This window comes from Blautia sp. HCP3S3_D9 (genome assembly GCF_052063845.1).
Classification (GTDB): domain Bacteria; phylum Bacillota; class Clostridia; order Lachnospirales; family Lachnospiraceae; genus Blautia_A.
Window position 1 is genome coordinate 1 of sequence record NZ_JBQHWS010000210.1, and the last position, 3,664, is coordinate 3,664.

Below are 3,664 nucleotides of genomic sequence, written 5' to 3' on the forward strand. Positions count from 1 at the left end.
TTTCTGGGCATGCAGGAGTTCTCCATGGCCTTCGGAAAGGTTTCCGATAATAACACCTATAGCCGAATTTATCAGTACGACCCTTTAGGCGCTACCACTGCTTTCGGCTATAATGATGAGCTGTACTGTGCCAATGTTTTCCCTGAAAACGGACAGAAATTAGTCAGGAAAGAGCAGCTTGGTTCTGTCTCTTTCTATACCTATGATAATAATTATAACTATGAAGTTTATATTGTTTCTTCCTTTAAAAATCAGAACTCCTTTCAGAAACTTCCTTCTCCTGCAGCCTCGGGAAACTGCCGGTATGCCGGATATCATACAGTAGATTTTGCCAGACCTGTAACTTTAAAAGCAGGCACCCGCTTTGCTGTAGTCATAAAATTATGGAGCCGTACAGGTGCAAAAACGTATTTCGAAGCCCCTCTGAACGGCACCAGTTCCCGGGCCACTGCTTCTGACGGAGAAAGTTATATCAGCCATCATGGGGATATATGGACAGATTTTAACACCTATCTGCTGAACACAAATGTCTGTATCAAAGCATTTACCAACGGTAAAATTACAGAAAATGTTCCTGCCGCCGGTTCAGACGGTAAAGATATTTCCAGTGAAATCTACTCCGCTGAGGAACTGAAAGAACGTGGATTTCTCCTTAATCCTGCCTACGAAGACGAAGATTCAGATATGATTTCCTCTGTAACCACCGGAAATACACCTTCAGCCTCTGCCGCAGCACTCCCTGCCGCCTATGACCTGCGCCAGAATGGCCGTGTATCCCCTGTAAAAAATCAGGGCAGTCAGGGATTATGTTGGACATTCTCCACTTACGCTTCGCTTGAGAGCTTTCTTCTTTTATAGAATATAATGTTTGTTATTGTTCATGTTTCACTATTCTGAGAATATAAAAATAGAACGGTATTCACTGCCGTTCTAAAAAGAGAGGAGCGATTTTATGAATACCAAAAACAATTCTGTTTCCAGATTCTGGAAAAATTTTCTGCTATTTATATTTTTAGGCATAGCCATGATTATTCTTTTTCCAAAGAATGCCCAGGCCCGTCTCATAATGAAAACCACCAACGATGGATTTACCCTCAGTGGAACTATGACATTTGATCCCGATGATGATGACAATCTGTGTCAGGGATTTGATTACAGGATCAACACAGAAAGTAAGACTATGGATTACACTTACGAGCTTTCCGTTACATTTCCCAGTCTTAATTTGTCTCCTGAGAGTATAACTGTAGAGATGGATGATTGTATTTATACAACCCTGTACAATAATGGAAGTAATATTTTTTCTTCTAAAGGAAATTTTAATGCCTATGATTCCATTAATTCTCTGGAAATGGCCCTTTACTATGACAGTTATGATATCCCGAAGGTAAATGTCCAGGTAAACCTTACTGTTCGTGAAAAACGTAAACAACCGGAAATTATTATTAATTTTGCAGAAAATCATTACGAAGGAGACATGGATACTCTGACCATTAATGTACACGATCCATATTCCAATTTTTCTTTAGATGTTTCCAGATTATCGATCAGTTTCGCAGATTCATCTATTGCTTCTCTTTCCGGTTCTCCGTTTGTAGGCAGCTATTATGCTTCCTACTATGTATCTTTGAAAAAAACCGGTTCTACAGAAGTAATTGTCAAATATGAATCAAAAACAGTTAAACAGAAATTCACAGTTCTGCCTTCTGTTGCATATGTTCCTGAAATGGCAACTATCGAAGTTGGCAAGAATACCACGCTTTCCAGTTTCCTCACTGTTTATGGAGGAGGCGCTGTCACCATTACCAAAATTAAATCCAGTAACAAAAATGTACTGGCCGTTTCAGGTAAATACCTGCTTCCCAAAAAACCGGGAACAGCTATTATCACTGCATTATACAACGGTCAGAAGCATACTACACTTTTTACAGTGTATAAAAATATACCCAAACCCACAGTAAATCAATTGAAAGTCAGTGTAGCCAAATATAATTACTATCCAGGCTCACAGAAAACTTATTTTTATGTAAAGTTTACCAATAAATCCGCATATCCCGTCACAAAAGCAAAACTGAAATTTACTACCGCCAATAACGAAGATGTCATTCTCACCAAATCTTTTAGCGGAACCCTGAAACCTGGAAAAACAAAAACACTGAAAATTTATGTTGGTAAAATGGCTGATACACCCAAAAAAATAAGTGTTAAATGCCAAAAATTCTGGTACAAAAAATAAAACAGATCAGTATCATTTCACCCCGGCACTGTAATATAAAGAATTCTCTCCGGGAAATATCTATGAACATTCATAAATATTTCCCGGAGAGAATTTTTTTATAGCAATTTTACATTACAATTCCATCAATTTCCACACTCGCATCCACATCCTGTGTATAGTCAATATCACTATAATGGAATCCGAACATATGATAGAAATCTTCCCAGTAGCCGTCAATGTCACAATACTCATTTACCGTATGTGTAGTAACTGCCTTCCAACATCTCCTTACTTCTTCCTGAATCTCAGGTGTCAGTTCGTAGTCGTCCATGCGGATGAAGCCGTTCTCATCTGTCTGGAAGCCTGTTGGTGCATAGAGTTTCTGAGTGAAAAGTCTGGCAATCTGCTGAATGCAGTTTTCATGGGTTCCGGCTTTTTTCATTACTTTATAGAGGATTGCGAAATACAACGGCACAACCGGAATTGCTGCACTTGCCTGAGTTACGAGGCCTTTATTTACTGAGATTACCGCACGGACATCCGGGTGTGCCTGGTTGATCTCAGACATTGTTTTCTGTAAATGCTGTTTTGCAGTTCCGATGGTTCCGTGATAGTAAATTGGATAAGTAAGTTCAGGTCCAATGTAAGAATATGCTACGGTTACTGCGTTCCCAGTCAGTACATCTGCTGCTTTCAGCGCATCAATCCAGTCTGCCCAGTCTTCGCCTCCCATAACTTTCACTGTGCTTAAAACCTCTTCTTCAGTAGCCGGACCTACTGTCTTTTCTATAATCTCATTATTTCGCAAATCAAGGCTCTTCTCTGTGAAAGCTTCGCCTGTGGTTTTCAGACAGGATGACCAGATTTTGCCGTTAGCATCTGTACGTCTCGGTGCTGCCAGACTGTAGACTACCAAGTCTACTTTTCCTAGGTCTTTTTTGATCAGTTCAATGGCTTTCTCTTTGATTTCCTTTGAAAACGCATCTCCGTTGATGGTCTTGGCATAAGCACCTTTTTCTGCTGCCAGACGGTGAAACTCTGCTGTATTGTACCATCCCGGTGTTGCTGTTCTTCTGCCATTTGCCTGGCGTTCAAACATAATACCCAGTGTGTCTGCACCGCAGTTCTCCAAAGCGCAGATGCGTGATGCAAGACCGTAGCCTGTAGAGCATCCGATGATCAGTGCTTTTTTTGTTCCGTTTACTGTTCCCTGCTTACAGGCGTAATCTGCCTGATTGCGTACACTTTCTGCGCATCCCTGTGGATGTGCGGTTGTACAGATATATTCTCTTACTTTTGGTTCGATGATCATAATTCTTCTCCTGATTATTATATGAACTATAAATGAGCAAGTTCGTGATTTTGCATAAAAGAAAGACACCTCGATTCCATGTGTTGTATAATGAAAGTGCCAAAACAAACATTTGCAACATTTACGAAAGAAGG

Annotated in this window: 3 protein-coding genes; 2 read left to right on the forward strand and 1 reads right to left on the reverse strand. The window is 40.2% G+C overall.

What is annotated here, in order from left to right:
• Positions 1 to 858 (forward strand): lectin like domain-containing protein (locus ACTNES_RS19975; protein WP_441040488.1); only part of this gene is annotated, 858 nt, incomplete at its 5' end.
• Between the two features lie 94 nt (positions 859 to 952).
• A complete protein-coding gene (locus ACTNES_RS19980; RefSeq protein WP_320812979.1) occupies positions 953 to 2,236 on the forward strand; it encodes a hypothetical protein in 1,284 nt (427 codons plus the stop codon).
• 109 nt (positions 2,237 to 2,345) lie between these two features.
• On the opposite strand, the gene fabV is transcribed toward ACTNES_RS19980, so the two are convergent.
• Entirely contained in the window at positions 2,346 to 3,530 is a 1,185-nt protein-coding gene (gene fabV, locus ACTNES_RS19985; protein WP_291817458.1) for an enoyl-ACP reductase FabV, read from the reverse strand.
• Positions 3,531 to 3,664: the final 134 nt, after the last annotated feature.